This is a genomic window from Streptomyces sp. NPDC059524, assembly GCF_042749255.1.
Taxonomy (GTDB): Bacteria; Actinomycetota; Actinomycetes; order Streptomycetales; family Streptomycetaceae; genus Streptomyces; species Streptomyces xanthii.
This window is the reverse complement of sequence record NZ_JBHYTK010000007.1, coordinates 90268-106452: the sequence shown is the minus strand read 5'-3', so window position 1 is coordinate 106452 and position 16185 is coordinate 90268. Positions and strand designations below refer to the sequence as shown.

14 protein-coding genes and 1 riboswitch are annotated in these 16185 nt (G+C 72.8%); of the genes, 6 read left to right on the top strand and 8 right to left on the bottom strand.

Annotation, left to right across the window (positions count from 1 at the left end; translation table 11 throughout):
• A partial coding sequence (locus tag ACFW9D_RS03540; protein ID WP_384617268.1) for a hypothetical protein occupies positions 1-1145 on the bottom strand: 1145 nt, incomplete at its 3' end.
• A 170-nt stretch (positions 1146-1315) separates the two neighbouring features.
• On the opposite strand from ACFW9D_RS03540, the gene ACFW9D_RS03535 reads away from it, so the two are divergent.
• Positions 1316-1936: an L-threonylcarbamoyladenylate synthase gene (locus tag ACFW9D_RS03535; RefSeq protein ID WP_188335370.1), complete on the top strand. Its 621-nt coding sequence runs from the start codon at positions 1316-1318 to the stop codon at positions 1934-1936.
• An 18-nt stretch (positions 1937-1954) separates the two neighbouring features.
• Here ACFW9D_RS03535 and ACFW9D_RS03530 read toward each other — a convergent pair whose 3' ends face one another.
• From ACFW9D_RS03530 to sigJ, 4 genes are all read right to left on the bottom strand, one after another.
• On the bottom strand, positions 1955-2728 hold the full coding sequence (locus ACFW9D_RS03530; RefSeq protein WP_384617265.1) for an ABC transporter ATP-binding protein: 774 nt from the start codon (positions 2726-2728) through the stop codon (positions 1955-1957).
• Positions 2725-3741 carry a FecCD family ABC transporter permease gene (locus ACFW9D_RS03525; protein ID WP_384617262.1) on the bottom strand — a complete coding sequence of 339 codons (1017 nt, stop codon included), beginning with the start codon at positions 3739-3741 and terminating at the stop codon, positions 2725-2727. Before ACFW9D_RS03525 ends, ACFW9D_RS03530 begins: the two co-directional genes overlap by 4 nt.
• Positions 3738-4769 (bottom strand): ABC transporter substrate-binding protein, encoded by a 1032-nt coding sequence (locus ACFW9D_RS03520; RefSeq protein WP_384617259.1) that lies wholly within the window; start codon positions 4767-4769, stop codon positions 3738-3740. Before ACFW9D_RS03520 ends, ACFW9D_RS03525 begins: the two co-directional genes overlap by 4 nt.
• A gap of 61 nt (positions 4770-4830) precedes the next feature.
• Positions 4831-5035, bottom strand: a riboswitch (cobalamin riboswitch).
• 7 nt (positions 5036-5042) lie between these two features.
• Positions 5043-5963 carry an RNA polymerase sigma factor SigJ gene (gene sigJ, locus ACFW9D_RS03515; RefSeq protein WP_384617256.1) on the bottom strand — a complete coding sequence of 307 codons (921 nt, stop codon included), beginning with the start codon at positions 5961-5963 and terminating at the stop codon, positions 5043-5045.
• Between the two features lie 99 nt (positions 5964-6062).
• On the opposite strand from sigJ, the gene ACFW9D_RS03510 reads away from it, so the two are divergent.
• A complete protein-coding gene (locus ACFW9D_RS03510) occupies positions 6063-6443 on the top strand; it encodes a hypothetical protein (protein ID WP_188335365.1) in 381 nt (126 codons plus the stop codon).
• Positions 6444-6454: 11 nt separating this feature from the next.
• Here ACFW9D_RS03510 and ACFW9D_RS03505 read toward each other — a convergent pair whose 3' ends face one another.
• Both ACFW9D_RS03505 and ACFW9D_RS03500 read right to left on the bottom strand, forming a co-directional pair.
• On the bottom strand, positions 6455-7717 hold the full coding sequence (locus tag ACFW9D_RS03505) for an arginine deiminase (RefSeq protein ID WP_188335364.1): 1263 nt from the start codon (positions 7715-7717) through the stop codon (positions 6455-6457).
• An 18-nt stretch (positions 7718-7735) separates the two neighbouring features.
• Positions 7736-9214: a basic amino acid/polyamine antiporter gene (locus tag ACFW9D_RS03500; RefSeq protein ID WP_384617252.1), complete on the bottom strand. Its 1479-nt coding sequence runs from the start codon at positions 9212-9214 to the stop codon at positions 7736-7738.
• Positions 9215-9345: 131 nt separating this feature from the next.
• Between ACFW9D_RS03500 and ACFW9D_RS03495 the strand changes: the two genes are divergently transcribed.
• Together ACFW9D_RS03495 and ACFW9D_RS03490 are read left to right on the top strand one after the other, a co-directional pair.
• Positions 9346-10440, top strand: coding sequence for a chemotaxis protein (locus ACFW9D_RS03495; RefSeq protein WP_384617249.1), 1095 nt, complete (start codon positions 9346-9348; stop codon positions 10438-10440).
• A gap of 48 nt (positions 10441-10488) precedes the next feature.
• Positions 10489-11127, top strand: a complete 639-nt coding sequence (locus tag ACFW9D_RS03490; protein ID WP_384617247.1) for an FxLYD domain-containing protein — start codon at positions 10489-10491, stop codon at positions 11125-11127.
• Between the two features lie 15 nt (positions 11128-11142).
• Here ACFW9D_RS03490 and ACFW9D_RS03485 read toward each other — a convergent pair whose 3' ends face one another.
• The gene (locus ACFW9D_RS03485) at positions 11143-12888 is read right to left on the bottom strand and encodes an FUSC family protein (protein ID WP_384617244.1); all 1746 of its coding nucleotides are present in this window, start codon (positions 12886-12888) and stop codon (positions 11143-11145) included.
• 115 nt (positions 12889-13003) lie between these two features.
• Here ACFW9D_RS03485 and ACFW9D_RS03480 point away from each other — a divergent pair, with 115 nt between their 5' ends.
• Both ACFW9D_RS03480 and ACFW9D_RS03475 read left to right on the top strand, forming a co-directional pair.
• On the top strand, positions 13004-13636 hold the full coding sequence (locus tag ACFW9D_RS03480; RefSeq protein WP_188335360.1) for a DUF1345 domain-containing protein: 633 nt from the start codon (positions 13004-13006) through the stop codon (positions 13634-13636).
• 218 nt (positions 13637-13854) lie between these two features.
• Positions 13855-16170, top strand: coding sequence for an FdhF/YdeP family oxidoreductase (locus ACFW9D_RS03475; protein ID WP_384617242.1), 2316 nt, complete (start codon positions 13855-13857; stop codon positions 16168-16170).
• Positions 16171-16185 lie beyond the last annotated feature (15 nt).

Here is a 16185-nt window from a genome sequence, read left to right as displayed (position 1 = left end):
CGTCTTGGTCTCCCGGCCGCCGACCACAGGGAAGCGGGCGCGGCGCCGGGGGCGTGCGCCCCGCCGGCCTCCGTGCGCCCGCTCCTCACCCACCCCCCCGAGCCGGCCTCCGCCAGCGCGGCCTGCGCCGCCTCGGCCGCCTCCTTGTACAGGTCACGGGACTTGGTCATGGCGTCCAGCGCCTCCGCGTACCGGCCGACCATGTCCTGCGCGTGCGCCAGCTCCTCCTCGGGCGTCAGCAGGTGCCAGCCCTTGCGCAGCCGGTTAACCACCCGCTCCGCCTCGGCGGACAGCGGCCTCGGCAGCGCCGTCGCGGCCACGATCCGGTCCAGCAGCTCCGGCTGCTCCGACCCGTCCAGGAACACGCTGCGGACGGTGAAGGCCTCCGGCTCGTACCCCGGCTCGCGCGGCGTCGCGGGCAGCACGACGGCGCCGCCGCGTGGCAGCCGCACGTCCAGCTCCTTGCGCAGCGCGAAGTCCACGATCTGCGCCAGTTCGGGCGCCGCCCGGTGCTCGATCACCCGGTGGCGCAGGCTCGGCGGCAGCGCGGAGACGACCGGGAGCTGCCCGCGCAGGTCCGGGGTCATCGCCTCGTGCACCACGACGTGCGTGTACCAGCTGTCGCGCGAGCACTCGCGCAGCAGGCGGCGCACCTCGTCGTCGTCCTTGGGCAGCGGGTTCGTCGCGCGGATGCGCAGCCCGGCCACCGTCTCGTGGTCCCACGGCACCCGCTCGCTGTCCGGCCAGAACATCGTCGCGGGCGAGGGCCAGTGCGGCCGCCACTCGGCCTCGGCCTCCGCCGCCAGGACCCACGGCACGCCGCCGTCGGTCTCACGGCGCCGGGCCTCCGGCTCGTACGTCGTCAGCTGCGCCCGCACGGTGACGTCGCCGTCCACCCGCCAGCGGGCCTCGAAGACGCGCCGGGCACCGGGGCCCGGGTCGGCGTCCTCGTCACGGGGGTGCAGGGCCGTGGAGCGCGCGGCGTCGGCCGGATCGAGGTCGACGAAGCCGTCCAGCACCCCGGCCGCCTCGAGAGCGATCAGGTTGCGCCGGACGTCCTGCTCGGGCTCGGGACCGGTGTGGCGGCCGCGGGCCGGCCAGACGGTCGAGGGGGCGGGGTTCGAGGAAGGTTTCTTCTTGGCCATGGAGTCGATCTGTGAGCGGACGGGGCCCGACCAGTATGGTCCGTCGACCTGTGCGCGCGGGGGACCAGGGGGTGCGGGTGTCGGGATTGTCGCGCCGGGATTGTCGCACGTGCCCGCGATTCCCGGCCGTGTACCCCGGAGGCGCCCGCCCGATCCCGTACGCTCGCCGCATGGCCAGGTACTTCGACGTGCATCCCGAGAACCCGCAGGCGCGCCTGATCACGGCCGTCGCCGACAGCATCCGCGACGGGGCGCTCGTCGCCTATCCGACGGACTCCTGCTACGCGCTGGGCGCGCGGCTCGGCAACCGCGAGGGCGTCGACCGGATCCGCGCGATCCGCCAGCTCGACGACAAGCACCACTTCACGCTGGTGTGCCAGGACTTCGCGCAGCTCGGCCGGTTCGTGCACATCGACAACGACGTGTTCCGCGCCATCAAGGCGGCCACGCCCGGCAAGTACACCTTCATCCTGCCGGCGAGCCGCGAGGTGCCGCGCCAGCTCCAGCACCCGAAGAAGAAGACCGTCGGCGTCCGCATCCCCGACCACGTCGTCACCCAGGCCCTGCTCGCCGAGCTCGGCGAACCGCTCCTGTCGAGCACGCTGCTGCTGCCCGGCGAGGACGAACCGCTCACCCAGGGCTGGGAGATCAAGGAGCGGCTCGACCACTCCGTCGACGCGGTGCTCGACTCCGGCGACTGCGGCACCGAGCCGACCACCGTCATCGACTTCTCCGACGGCGAGGCCGAGATCGTCCGGTACGGCGCGGGCGACACCGACCGCTTCGAGTGACCGCGGAGCCCCGCGCCCTCAGACCGTACCCAGGAAACGGATGTGCGGTCCGCGGTCCGGGTCCGGGTGTGTGATCCGGGCCCGTACGCCGTAGACGTCGGCGACCAGTTCCTCCGTCAGCACCGCGCCCGGGGTGCCGGCGGTCACGACCCGGCCCGCGCGCAGCACGACGACCTCGTCGCAGTAGGTGGCCGCGAGGTTCAGGTCGTGCAGGGCGATCACACACGTCAGGTCGAGGGAGCGGACCAGGTCGAGGAGCTCCAGCTGGTGCTGGATGTCGAGGTGGTTGGTCGGCTCGTCCAGGAGCAGCTCGCGCGGTTCCTGGGCCAGCGCCCGCGCGATCTGCACCCGCTGCCGCTCACCGCCCGACAGGGTGTGCCACGGCCGGTCCGCGCGGTCGGCGAGGCCGCTGCGCTCCAGCGCGGAGCGCACCGCCCGCTCGTCGGCGGCCGAGGCCGGCGACCACGCCCTGCGGTGCGGGATCCGGCCGAGCCGCACCACGTCGGCGACCGTCAGCTCCACCTGCGTGTCGGACTGCTGCTGCACCAGCGCGATCCGGCGCGCCGCCTCCCTGCGCCCCACCCCGGCGAGCGGCTCGCCGTCGAGCGTGACGACACCGGCCGTCGGCGCGAGCACCCCGGCGAGCAGCCGCAACAGCGTCGACTTGCCCGACCCGTTCGGCCCCAGCACCCCCGTCACCGAACCGGGCTTCGGCGCGAGACAGACCCCGTCCAGGATCAGCGTCCCGCCCGCCGTGCGGGCCACGCGCTCGGCGCCGAGCCCCGCCGTCATCGGGTGCTCCGGCCGCGCCACAGCACGTACACGAACGCGGGCACGCCGATCAGTGACGTCACCACCCCCACGGGGACCTCCTGCGGTTCGAGGACGGTGCGGGCGAGCGTGTCGACCCACACCAGGAACACGGCACCGGCGAGCGCGGTGGCCGGGAGCAGCCGGGTGTGTCCGGGGCCCACCAGGGCGCGGGCCGCGTGCGGCAGCACCAGTCCGACGAAGCCGATCGCGCCCGCCGCGCTGACCAGCGCCGCCGTCAGGAGCGCCGTCACGCACAGCAGGACGAGCCGGGTGCGGGCCACCCGCACGCCGAGCGCGGCCGCCGCCTCGGGGCCGAACGCGAACGCGTCGAGGGTCCGCCCGTGTCCGAGACACACCGCGAGCGTGACCACGAGGACCGCCAGACACAGCCACACCTCGGTCCAGCCGACGCCGCCGAGCGAGCCGAGCAGCCAGAACAGGACGCCGCGCGTGGTCTCCGCGTCGGCCGCCGTCAGGACGACGAACGAGGTCAGCGCCGAGAAGAGCTGCATCGCCGCGACGCCGCACAGCACCACCCGGTCCGTGGTTCCGCCCAGCGCGTGACTGAGCACCAGCACCAGGCCGAACGAACAGACGGCGCCCAGGAACGCGCCGCCGGACACCGACAGGGCGCCCCCGCCGATCCCCAGCACGACGACCAGGACCGCGCCGGTCGAGGCCCCGGAGGAGACGCCGAGCACGAACGGGTCGGCGAGCGGATTGCGCAGCAGGGCCTGCAGGACCGTGCCGCAGACCGCGAGGCCCGCCCCGGACACGGCGGCCAGCAGGGTGCGCGGCAGCCGCAGGTTCCACACGATCCCGTCGCGGATCGGCGACAGGTCCGAGCTGCCCCAGCCGAGCCGGGCCGCCACCGAAGCCCACACGTCGCCGACCCCGATGTGCGCGGGCCCGATCGTGATGGCCACGGCGACCGAGACGCACAGGGCGGCGAGGCCCGCCGCCGCGTACGACGCCGCGCGCGGACGGGTCACTTGGTGAGGCCGAACGCGCGCAGCGCCGCCGCCACCTTCTCCACGCCGTCCACGGTGCGGATCGTCGGGTTGAGGTCCTGACCCTTGAGCAGCACGTACCGCTTCTCGCGGACCGCCTTCATGTTCCGGGTCGCGGGGTCGGACTCCAGGAACCTGATCTTCTGCGCCGCCGATTCTGCCGACTGCGAGCGCCGGGTCAGATCGCCGATCACCAGGACGTCCGGATCGCGGTCCACGACCGTCTCCCAGTTGATCTGCGGCCACTCCTCGTGCGTGTCGTCGAAGACGTTGCGCACCCCGAGCGCGTTCGTGATGACGCCGGGCGCGCCGCAACAGCCAGCCATGTACGGCGACTTGGAGTCGGAGAACCAGTACAGGACGCTCACGCCCTCGGCGTCCGCGCCCGAAGCGGCCTTCCGCACCCGCGACTTGAGCCGCGTCACCAGCTTCTCGCCGCGCTCGCGCACGTCGAAGATCCGCGCCAGGTCCCGGATCTCGCCGTAGACCGTGTCCATCGTCAGCGCCTCGGTGCGGACGCCGTCGCCGTCACCGCTGTTGTCCTTGTCCGCGCAGTCGGTGGGGGAGAGGTACGTCGGCACGCCGAGCTTCTCGAACGAGGCGCGCGGTGCCACGCCGCCCTTGCCGAGGGTGTAGCCGAACGAGGCGGCGGCGAAGTCGGGTTCCTTGTCGAGGACCTTCTCGAACGACGGGTAGCGCTCCGCGAGGCGCGGCACCTTCGCGTTCGCCTTCGCAAGGTTCGGGCGCACCGGGTCGGTCCAGGTGCCGGTGCCCGCCATCCGGTCGGCGAGGCCGAGGGACAGCATGATCTCGGCGGAACCCTGGTCGAGGGCGACGGCGCGGCGCGGCGGGTGCGGGACGTGCACGCGCTGCCCGCAGTTGGTGAGCGTGACACCGGCGCCGGCCGCGTCGCCGGCGTGGTCCGACGGGGCGCCGGAGCCGCACGCGGTGAGCAGCAGCGCGGTGATCGGCACGAGGGCACAGAAGCGGGCGAGACGTGCGAAGGGCACGGGAGATCCTTTAGCGTCCAGGGCTCAAACGCGGAGCCGGCCAACGGTCCGCCCCGGCCGGTGGACGGGCGGGGCCGCCAGCAGGTCTTCGGACTCGGGGTCGTCCGGACGGAGCGCCTTCCCGGGCCCGGTTCCCCCCGGCCCAGTGGCAGTTGCCCCGCCCGTCGCCCTCACCGCTGCGCGTCAGTTCCGGTCTTGCACCGGATTCCCTGACCCGAGTACGTACAAGTACGCACAAAGGTACGACTGGCTTGGGGAAGCTATCACAGGGCGTCACCACCCCGGCAGGGCGCCTCGGTCCTCGCCCGACCAGGCCCGCAGCTTCTCCGGATTGCGCACCACCCAGATCCGCGCGACCCGTCCCCCGGCGAGATCGAACGCGGCCACCGTCAGTACCACGCCGTCCCGGAGCGCGACGAGGCCCGGCGCGCCGTTGACCGTGCGCTCCAGGAGTTCCAGGCCCGGCGCCTTGTCGGCGATCGCCACCATGTATGAGGCGATGCGCGCCGCCCCCTCGACCGGGCGCAGCGCGGCCCCCGCCAGACCGCCGCCGTCCGAGGTCATCACGGCGGACGGGGCGAGCAGGCCGACGAGCGCGGCGATGTCCTTCGCCTCCCAGGCCCGCCTGACCTGCCGCACCGCGTCCGCCTGCCCGGCGGCGACGCCCTCGGAGCGCGCGGCGCCCGCCCGGCGCCGCGCCGAGGCGGCCAGCTGTTTGCAGGCCGCCGGCGACCGGCCGAGGACCTCCGCGATCTCCGCGAACGGATACCGGAACACGTCGTGCAGTACGAACGCCACCCGCTCGGCCGGCGTCATCGACTCCAGGACGACGAGGAACGCCATGCTCACGGACTCGTCGAGAACCATCTGCTCGGCGGGGTCGCCGCCCTGGCCGTGCGCCCACTCGGACCGGTCCGGGAGCGGCTCGGGCAGCCACGCGCCGACGTAACGCTCGCGCCGGGCGCGCGCCGAGCCGAGCACGTCCAGGCAGATCCGGCCGGTCACCGTCGTCAGCCAGGCGCCCGGCGCCGCGATCGCGTCCCTGCGGTCCCCGGGCAGCGCGTACCAGCGGGCGTACGCCTCCTGCACCGCGTCCTCCGCCTCGGCCAGCGAACCGAGCAACCGGTAGGCCACATTGAGCAGTTGGCGCCGCTCACCCGCGACCGCGTCCGTGTCCGCCCCCGCCGTCCCCACACCGACCGCCCCCTCGCCTTACCTTTCGCCGGCCTGCGTCGTCGGCCTGTCGAGACCTTATCGACCGACTGCCCCCGGGGCGGGAAAGAGGACCAGGCCATGACCACCCACGTGACGACCACCCGGCGCACCGTCTCGTTCCTGCGCGTCGCGATCGCGGTGCAGACCGCGACGATCTTCCTCCAGGCCGTCTCGGCGGGACTGCTGCTCACCGCCTCCTACGGGGAGGCGCTGCACAGCGCCGGGGCCCGCGTGATGTACGCGGCGTCGATGCTGTACCTGCTCGCGGCGGTGCTGGCGTGGAAGCCGGGCGGCGGTCCGGTCCGGCCCGTGTGGCACGCCACCGGCTTCCTGCTGCTCGCCTCGGCGCAGGTCGTGCTCGGTGTCGCGCACGTGCCGTCGGTCCATCTGCCGCTGGGCGTGCTCATGTTCGGCCTGAGCGTGCTGGCGCTCGCGCGCGGTGCCGGCGGTCCCCGCTGAACGCGGAGGCGTCAGTAGTCGACCGGGTCGCGGACGATCGGGCACGTCATGCAGTGCCCGCCGCCGCGGCCCCGGCCCAACTCGGCCCCGACGATGGTGATGACCTCGACGCCGGCCTTGCGCAGCAGGGCGTTCGTCTGGGTGTTGCGGTCGTACGTGAAGACGACGCCGGGTTCGAGGGCCACGGCGTTGTTGCCGCTGTCCCACTGCTGGCGCTCGGACGCGTACACGTCGCCGCCGGTCTCGATGACCTGCAGGCCGGGCAGGCCGAGCGCCTTCGCGACGACGTCGACGAACGGGGTCGAGCCCTCGTCGGTGAGGTCGAGACCCGGGGCCCGGTCGCTGGGGCGCAGCGTGAACGTGTGGACCGACTCCATGATCCGCGGGTAGAGGGTGACGATGTCGCGGTCCGCGAACGTGAAGACGGTGTCCAGGTGCATCGCCGAGCGCAGCCTGGGCATGCCCGCGACGATCACCTGCTCGGCGGCGCCGTTCTCGAACAGGGCCCGTGCGACCTGGGTGACGGCCTGTCGTGACGTGCGCTCGCTCATGCCCATCAGGACGACGCCGTTGCCGACGGGCATGATGTCGCCGCCCTCGAACGTGGCCTGACCCCAGTCGCGTTCGGGATCTCCCCACCACACCCGTGAGCCGGTGAAGTCGGGGTGGAAGAGGTAGACGGCCTTCATGAGCAGCGTCTCGTCGTGCCGGGCCGGCCAGTAGAGGGGGTTGAGCGTGAGGCCGCCGTACAGCCAGCACGTGGTGTCGCGGGTGTAGAGGGTGTTGGGCAACGGCGGCATCAGGTACTCGCGCGCGCCGGTGGACTCGCGCGCCAGGCCGACGTACGGCGAACGGTAGGCGTCGGGGAGGTCGGCCGTGGCGAGGCCGCCGATCAGGTACTCGGCGAGCAGGTGCGGCTCCAGAGTGTCGAGGAACGCGCGGGTGTCGTCGATGAGTCCGATCCCGACCTGGTTCGCGGTGATCTTCCGGTCGAGCAGCCAGGACCTGGCCTCGGGGATCGCCATGGTGCGGGCCAGCACCTCGTGCAGCTCCACGACGTCGACGCCGCGCCCGCGCAGCTCGGCGACGAAGGCGGCGTGGTCGCGCTGGGCGTTCTCCACCCACATGACGTCGTCGAAGAGGAGGTCGTCCGAGTTGGTCGGGGTGAGTCTGCGGTGGGCGAGTCCCGGGGCGCAGACCAGGACCTTGCGCAGCCGGCCGACCTCGGAGTGGACGCCGTACGCGGCGGAGGGCAGGGGGGAGCGGTCGTTCACGGTGTGCCTTCCCGGGGGTCAGAGGCTGATCCAGTCGGCGGCCAGGGCCACGACGCCGAGGACGGCGCCGGCCACGGAGACTGCGAGGATGAGGAGCTCGCGCGGGGAGAACAGGCGCCTGCCCTGTTCCCGCCGCGCCATCACGAACAGGATCGTGGCCGGTGCGTAGAGGATGAACGAGATGAGGACGAATCTCAGCCCGGCCGCGTAGAGCAGGAACGCGGTGTAGAGCGTCGCCACGAGCGCGATCGTCGTCTCGCGCCCCGAGGTCCGGCCGCCGGTCGTACGGGGGTCGGGGCGCAGTCCGGTCTTCGCGGCGAAGGCGGCGGCGAGCAGGTACGGGATGAGGGACAGCGCACTGGTCAGGTCGAGCGCGAAGTTGAAGGCGTCGCTGGAGAACGCGGTGACGACGAGCACCACCTGGGTGAGGAGCGTCGTCAGGAGCAGCGCGGGGACGGGGACGTCGGCTCGGTTGGCGCGGCGCAGGAAACGGGGCATGTCGTCGTCCTTGGCGGCGACGAACAGCACCTCGGCCGCCATCAGCGTCCAGGCCAGGTAGGCGCCGAGCACGGACACGATCAGCCCGACGCTGATGAAGACCTTGCCCCAGGTGCCGACCGCCTCCTCCAGGACCCCGGCCATGGACGGCTGGCGCAGCCCGGCGATCCGGTCCATCGGCAGGATCCCGTACGAGACGATGACCACGGACGCGAAGATCGCGAAGACGCTGACGAAGCCCAGCAGGGTCGCCCGGCCGACGTCCTCGCGGCGTTTCGCGTGCCGGGAGTAGACGCTGGCGCCCTCGACGCCGAGGAACACGAAGACGGTGGCGAGCATGGTGCCGCGGACCTGGCTGAAGAGGGAACCGGCGTAGTCGGCGCCGCCCCAGTTGCCGGCGAAGATGCCCGGGTCGAAGTAGACCAGGGCGAGGACGACGAAGACGAGGATGGGCACGACCTTGGCGACCGTGACGATCCGGTTGATGGCCGTGGCCTCCTTCACGCCGCGCCGGATCATCAGGAAGAACGCCCACAGGCCGGCGGAGGACAGCACCACGGCGAGAGCGGTGTCGCCCTCGCCGAGCGCGGGCCAGATCGCGCCGACCGTCGACATGATCAGGACCCAGTACGTCACGTTGCCGACGCAGGAGCTCGCCCAGTAGCCGAACGCGGAGAAGAAGCCCACGTACTCGCCGAACCCCGCCTTGGCGTAGGCGTAGACGCCCGCGTCGAGGTCGGGTCTGCGTACGGCGAGCGACTGGAAGACGAAGGCGAGCATGAGCATGCCGGTGCCGGCGATCGCCCACGCGATGAGCGCGCCGGCGACCCCGGTCTCCTCGGCGAAGCGGCTCGGCAGGGAGAAGACGCCGGCGCCGACCATGGAGCCGATGACCAGGGTGGTGAGGGTGAAGAGCGTCAGCCGGGCGGCGGGCGGGGACGACGTGCCCGCGGCGCCGGGGGAGGCCTGCTCGGTGCTGCCGGAGGAAGCCTGCTCCATGCCGTGCCTCTCCTCGCCGGGTGATGCTCGGTCACATTCTTGTACCGTTCCGTGTCGTTATGCACCTTTTGCCGGATCTTCGTTGTATAGGCAGGATGGGGTGATCTGGCCTTTGGAAGGGGCATCCAGGCATGTACTCCTCGCTCAACCCGGAGATCCTCCGCGAGCTGCGCCGGCCGCGCTCGTACCCCGCCGTCTCGCTGGCGATGACCACCCACCGGCGCCCGCCGGACGACGCCCAGGACCCCGTCCGGCTGGGCAACCTCGTCGACGACGCGGTCCGGCAGTTGGACGCCGACCCCGGCGTCACCAAGGAGCGGCGCGAGGACGTCCTGAAGCATCTGCGCGCGGCCGTGCAGGAGGCCGACCTCGTGCACGCCAAGGACGGGCTCGTCCTGTTCGCCGCCCCCGGCGAGCACCAGGTCTGGGCCATCGACCGGGAGGTGCCCGCCCGGGTCGTCGTCGCCGACACGTTCCTGACCCGCAACCTGGTCGCGGCCGACGCCGCGGCCCATCCGTACTGGGTGCTCTCCGTCGCCGCCGACCGCATCACGCTCTGGGACGGGCGCGGCAACCGCGTCGTGGAGGACACCGGGCACGGCTTCCCGCAGAGCCGGAGCCTCGAGGACGACGACGTCGAACGCAAGGAGCGTGTCGGCGACGTGCCGAGCACCTACCGCGACGAGGCCACACGGCAGTTCTTCCGCGAGGCGGACGGCATCCTCGCCGAGTTGCTGCGCGCCGAGCCGCGCCCCCTCTACGTGACGGGCGAACCCGCCGCACTGTCCCTGCTCACCGAGAGCGGCACCGCCGCCCACGGCTCGGCCCAGGTGCCCTTCGGCGGCCTCTCCCACGGCAGGGCCGACGCGGTCGCCCGGGCCGTCGCACCCGCGCGCACGGCCGACGCCGAGCGCGAGACGGCCGAGGCGCTCGCCGATCTCGACCGGGCCCGCGGCGCCAACACCTACGCCGCAGGCGTCGACGAGGTGTGGCAGGAGGCGGCCGACGGGCGCATCCGGCGGCTCGTCGTGGAGGAGAACTTCCGGGTCACGGTGCGCGCGGGCGAGGGCCATCTCGCCCCGGCGGCCGACGGCGACCTCGACGCCGTGCACGACATCGTCGACGAGATCGTGGAGTCCGCCCTGGAGACCGGTGCCCAGGTCGTGTTCGTGGCCGACGGCACGCTCGCGGAGGCCGGGCACATCGCCGCGGCCCTGCGCTTCTGACGGCCCGCGACCGGACGCCGCCCCCGTGAAACCGAAAGAGGATCGCCGATGAGGTCAGACCTGCCGCGCGGACGCTCCCGCCGGCCCCTGCGCGGGCCGGTCGCCCTGGCCGTCTGCACCGTGCTCGCCGGGGCCGCGGGACTCACCGCGTGCGGTGACGACGGCGGGGACGAGTCAGGCCCGAGCGCCAGCCCGCGCCCCACCGCCCCCGAACGCTCCAACTTCTCGGGCGAACCGCCGTCCCCGCTCGCCTCGAAGGCCTCGGAGGCCGAGTCCGCGGCATCGGAGGCCGCCGCGTCCGCCGAGGCGTCGGCCTCCCGGCGCGCCCACGACTTCGAGGCCTCCGTCTCCGCCGACGTCGAACGCAACCGCCAGGAGTACCGCAAGGCGCTCGACTCCGCGGACGGCCAGGGCAACGCGATGAAGGACGTCTCCCTCACCGGCAAGCCGCTCGCCCAGACGGACAACGTCCGCGCTCTCGTCGTCCACATCACCAACAGCACGGACCAGAAGGCTTCGTACGCGGTCCAGGTCGACTTCAGCGACGCCGACGGCAAGGTCGTGGAGTCCACCGTCGTCGGGGCCCGGGACCTGGACCCGGGCGAGCGCGCGCAGCCTCTGGCCATCAGCACCAAGCCGCCCGAGCCGCACCTCACCGCGAAGATCGCCAAGGCGCAGCGCTACTGAGCGGGGGACCGACCGTCAGGGACGGCGCAGGCGGCCGAGCAACGCGTACGCGCGGCCCTCGGCCGCGGCCAGCTCCGTGGGGTCGATGCCGGCCGGCCACAGTTCGCCGGCGGCCGTGTCGTCGGCCTCCCGCAGTTCCACGACGGCCAGGGCGAGGCGGATCTGGACGACGGGGAGCAGGGGACTCGGCGGGCCGGTCAGGGCCTGTTCCGCGTCCGCCGCCGCGCTCCGGCACTCCGCCAGCGCCCGCTCGACCCGTACGGCGGCGCGGTCGTGGACGATCAGCAGGGCGCACAGCAGGCCCACCGCGATGCCCACGACACTGCCGAGGACGCGGTCCAGGACCAGTTCGCCCGCGGGGGCCGGGACCGCCAGCTCCGTGAGGAGCAGGGCGATCGGGGTGAGGAAGACGACGGCCAGCGCGTAGTTGCGGGCCGCGACGTACTCCAGCAGGAACTCCAGCACCACGATCACCACGGTCAGCGTCACCGGCGCCAGGTGCAGGCCGAGCACGGCGAGCGCGAGGAGCAGGCCGACCCCGGTGCCCAGGGTCCGCTGGACGGCGCGCTGGGCGGTGGTGCGGACGTTCACCGAGTGCAGCACGGCGGCCGCCGAGATCGCCGCCCAGTAGCCGTGCTCCAGACCGAGCAGCGCGGCGACCGCGCCCGCCGCGCCCGTGCCGATCGCCATCCGCCATGCCGGAACGGCCGCCGCCGCGAGCCGCTCCCGCCCGCCGGGGCGCCCCAGCAGCAGCTCGGTGGCGCGCATCGCGCCCGGGTCCTCCGGCGGATGCGGCTCCGGCGCGCCCGACCGGGACCGCAGGGGATCCACGATCGGCGGCACCCGGCGCCTGCGGCCCGTGAGCAGCCGGGCCTGGGCGCGCAGCCCGCGTGCGACCGGGCCCGCCGCCGCTGCCGGTGCGCCCCCGGAGCCGGTCAGCAGGGACCAGGCCAGATCGGTGAGCCGGACGAAATCGGCCTGACCGCCGGGCACGGCGCGGGGGGTGCGCGTCGGCGGAGGGACGCCGAGGCAGTGGTAGGCGTGCAGCACGGCGACCGTCGCGCGATGCCGTACGGACCGGGTCGCCGGGCCGGCCGCGCCCCCGGTGACGTCCAGCAGATCCGCCACGCGGCGCAGCGCCATGGCCACCGCGAGCCGCTGCGGCCGGTCCGGGTGCAGGAGCACGCCCGCGACCCCGAGCAGCCAGGCGCAGCCCGCGCCGGCCGCCGCGAGCCCGGTGCGGGGGAGGACGTCGCCGGCGGCCGGTGCCCCGTTCGCCGCGACCGCGAAAGCGAAGAGCAGCAGGACCGCGCCGAGTCCGCCGACCCGCGTGACGTCGCAGACGAACTTCGCGATCCCGGCCACCACGGCCGTCGCCGCGACCACCGCCAGCGCCCCCGCCCCGCCCGCGTGCGGATCCGCCGCGACGGCGAGCGCCGACCCCGTGGCCACGGCGGCGGTCATTGCGAGCGCGGCCACCGAGAGGACCCGGACGCGGCGCGCGTAGGGCAGATTGCGTCCGAACGTCGTGGTGAGCGAGCCGAGCGTCGCGTACACCGCGAGGTCGGGCCGGCCGGCCACGCTCAGCGGCACCGCCACGACCCCCGTCGCGAGCGCGGCCCGCAGGGCGAACACGACCGCCCCGTCGACCTCGTGCAGGGCGAACGCCCCGCGCGGGGAGAGGGCACGCCCGGCGCCCCGGGCCGAATGCCGCCACCCGTGCCGCGGCTCGGGCGGAGCGAAACGCCGGAAGTTCGGCATGTGCGGTGTATTCCCCTTGTCAGGTCTGCGTTTCAAGTCTGCCCGGAGCCGGGGCTCCCCGCGAGAACGGAATTCGGCGGGCCGCCCCGCGCGGGCGCGGCTAGCGTGGTCGCTCATGAACACCCGAAGGCCGCTCTCGGCCGTTCCCCGGCTCGTCGGCGCGGTCGTGCTCGGCGCGCTGATCGGAGTGGCCGTCGCCCTGACCGTGGACGCCGGACTCGGTGTGCTCGCCGGCATCGCGGCCACGGAGGGGCTGTTCGTGCTGTCCGGCTGGCTGGTGCTGTGGCCGCTCGACGCCGAGGCCACCCACCGCAACGTCCGCCGGGAGGACTTCCGCCCCGTCACCGAGGAGCTCGCCGTGGTGGGCGTTTCCCTGTGCGGGCTCGTCGCCATCGTGCTGCTGCTCCTGCGCGGCAGGTCGGAGCACGCGCAGGCCGCCGCGGCGACCGCGCTCGGCGGAGTGTTCATGGCCTGGGCCGCCCTGCATCTGATGTACGCGACCCGATATGCGTTCGTCTATCACACGGCGGGCGGCGGAATCGATTTCAACGGAAAAGAAAAACCCGCCTACCGGGATTTCTTCTATTTCAGTTACAACCTCGGCATGACGTATCAGGTGTCCGACACGAACGTGTCCAGTCCGACGGTGCGCGCGATCGTTCTGCGGCATTGCCTCCTGTCGTACGTCTTCGGCACCAGCATTCTCGCCACGGCCATCAACCTCGTCACCGGAATCGTCACGGGCTGACCGCCCGGTCAATTTTCCGACGGCCCTTCCCGCGCGGTCAAACTGGTCTTTTCGATCGTCTGATAGCCCGCGCTTATGAAGGCGTGATCGGCGCCGCCTATCACGTGATCGACAGCGCCTCTTTGACGAATTCGCCGGTGTACCGGAAAGTGAATTCGCTGGGCGCCCGGCGCGGCCGGGGAAGCCGAATGAGGACGAGGAAAGAGGCAGAACGGAACATGGCGGACATCCAGGACCCGGTCGACGATCTCTCCGTCACCCCGCCGAAGGAGTGGGCGACCGGCGTACCCGCCGTGACGCACGCTCTCGAGTACTCCCTGGGCCAGACCTCCGTACGCCGCACCGCCCTCACCCTGCTCAACATCAACCAGGTCAAGGGCTTCGACTGCCCCGGCTGCGCCTGGCCCGAGCCCAAGCCGGGCAAGCGGCACAAGAACGAGTACTGCGAGAACGGCGCGAAGCACATCGCCGACGAGGCCACCTCGCGCCGCGTCACCGCCGACTTCTTCCGCGACCACACCGTCGCCGAGCTCGACCAGAAGTCCGACTACTGGCTCAACCAGCAGGGCCGGCTCACCGAGCCCATGGTCAAGCGCCCCGGCGCCGAGCACTACGAGCCCATCGGGTGGGACGCGGCCCTCGACCTCGTCGCCCAGGAGCTGCGCGCCCTCGACTCCCCGGACGAGGCCCTCTTCTACACCTCGGGCCGCCTCAACAACGAGGCCGCGTTCCTGCTCCAGCTGTTCGCCCGCGCCTACGGCACCAACAACCTGCCCGACTGCTCCAACCTGTGCCACGAGTCCAGCGGCTCCGCCCTCACCGAGACCCTCGGCATCGGCAAGGGCAGCGTCACCCTCGACGACATCCACGAGTCCGACCTCGTCTTCGTCGTCGGCCAGAACCCGGGCACCAACCACCCGCGCATGCTGACCGCGCTGGAGGAGACCAAGCGCAACGGCGGCCGCGTCATCGCCGTGAACACGCTGCCCGAGGCCGGACTGCTGCGCTTCAAGCACCCGCAGAAGGCCCGCGGCGTCATCGGCCGCGGCACGCAGATCGCCGACCAGTTCCTGCACATCCGGGCCGGCGGCGACCTCGCCCTCTTCCAGGCCCTCAACCTGATGCTCCTGGAGGCCGAGGAGAAGGCCCCCGGCACCGTCGTCGACCACGACTGGATCACGACCCACAGCACCGGCTACGAGGAGTTCGCCGAGCACGCCCGCAAGACGTCCTGGGACGACGTGCTCATGGCCACCGGGCTCTCCCGCGCCGAGATCGAGCAGGTCCACGAGCAGGTCCTCAAGAGCCGCAGCGTCATCGTCTGCTGGGCCATGGGCGTCACCCAGCACAAGCACGGCGTGCCCACCATCCGCGAGATCGTCAACTTCCTGATGCTGCGCGGCAACATCGGCAAGCCGGGCGCCGGCGTCTGCCCCGTCCGCGGCCACAGCAACGTCCAGGGCGACCGCACCATGGGCGTCTGGGAGCGGATGCCGCAGGCGTTCACGGACGCGCTCGGCCGCGAGTTCGACTTCACGCCGCCCGAGAAGCACGGCCTCGATTCCGTCGACGGCATCCGCGCCATGCGCGACGGCAAGGCCAAGGTCTTCGTCGGCGTCGCGGGCAACTTCGTCCGCGCCACCCCCGACAGCGACGTCACCGAAGAGGCGATGCGCGGCTGCCGGCTCACCGTCCACATCTCCACCAAGCTCAACCGGTCCCACACGGTCTGCGGCGACACGGCCCTCATCCTGCCGACGCTCGGCCGCAGCGACCGCGACGTCCAGGCGGGCGGCGAGCAGTTCTACACCGTCGAGGACTCCATGAGCGAGGTGCATGCCTCGCGCGGCCGCCTCGCCCCGGCCTCCCCGCACCTGCTCAGCGAGATCGCGATCATCTCCCGCCTCGCCCGCAAGGTCCTCGGCGACAGTCCCGCCATCCCCTGGGAGGACTTCGAGGCGGACTACGGCACCGTCCGCGACCGCATCTCCCGCGTCGTCCCCGGTTTCGAGGACTTCAACGAGCGGGTCGCGGCCCCCGGCGGCTTCCGTCTGCCCAACCCCGTCAACCAGGGCGTCTTCCGCACCCCCAGCGGCAAGGCCGTCTTCACGGTCAACGCGTTCACGATGCCCGAGGTCCCCGCGGGCCACCTGCTGCTGCAGACCCTGCGCTCGCACGACCAGTGGAACACCATCCCCTACGCCATGAACGACCGTTACCGGGGCATCCACAACGCCCGCCGGGTCGTCATGGTCAACCCCGCCGACATCGAGGCCCTCGGCCTCGCCGACCGCGACCTCGTCGACCTCGTCTCCGTCTGGCACGACGGCACCGAGCGCCGCGCCCCCGGCTTCCGCGTCGTCTCCTACCCGACCAGCGAGGGCTCGGCCGCCTCCTACTACCCGGAGACCAACGTCCTCGTCCCGCTCGACAGCGTCGCCGACATCAGCAACACGCCGACGTCGAAGAGCGTCCTGGTCCGGCTCGAACCGGCCGCCTCCGGCGGTGCGACCGCCGACGGCGTGGCACTGTGAAGGCAGGAGGATCGA